The organism is Azoarcus taiwanensis, assembly GCF_012910885.1.
In the GTDB taxonomy this organism is placed as follows: Bacteria; Pseudomonadota; Gammaproteobacteria; order Burkholderiales; family Rhodocyclaceae; genus Azoarcus_F; species Azoarcus_F taiwanensis.
The window spans coordinates 1-459 of the sequence record NZ_WTVM01000300.1; the positions used below are offsets into that span (position 1 = coordinate 1).

Here is a 459-nt window from a genome sequence, read left to right on the forward strand (position 1 = left end):
TATTTGTGGTACAAAGTGTTACAGAAGGTGCTTATCAATATATCGTTGCTGCAAGTGGGTTAACTGGCTTTATTGCTTGGGTAGGTATCGCAGTGAGTCATTATCGATTTAGAAGAGCATTTGATAAACAAAATTATGATAAATCTAAATTGAAATATACAGCTAAATTGTTTCCGTTCGGACCTATTTTTGCAGCTATCTTATGTATTGTTGTAATCATCGGTCAAGATGTGGACTTTATTAAAACAGGAGATTTTAATTTTAGCCGCTTCCTAATTACGTATATGGGAATTCCAGTATTTTTAGCATTCTTTATTTATCATAAGCTTCGATATAAAACGAAAAAAATTCCATTAGATCAAGTAGATTTACGTCAAGACGTATCAATGGATGAAATAAAAGGTTAAAATAAAAATAATTACAGTTATAGTGTTGACTTAAATGTGAATTGTTGATATG

At 30.5% G+C, this 459-nt stretch carries 1 pseudogene; it reads left to right on the forward strand.

The features are described 5' to 3' along the window. Positions 1-407 (forward strand): annotated as a pseudogene (locus tag GPA21_RS20425) (hypothetical protein); the annotation flags it as partial. Positions 408-459 lie beyond the last annotated feature (52 nt).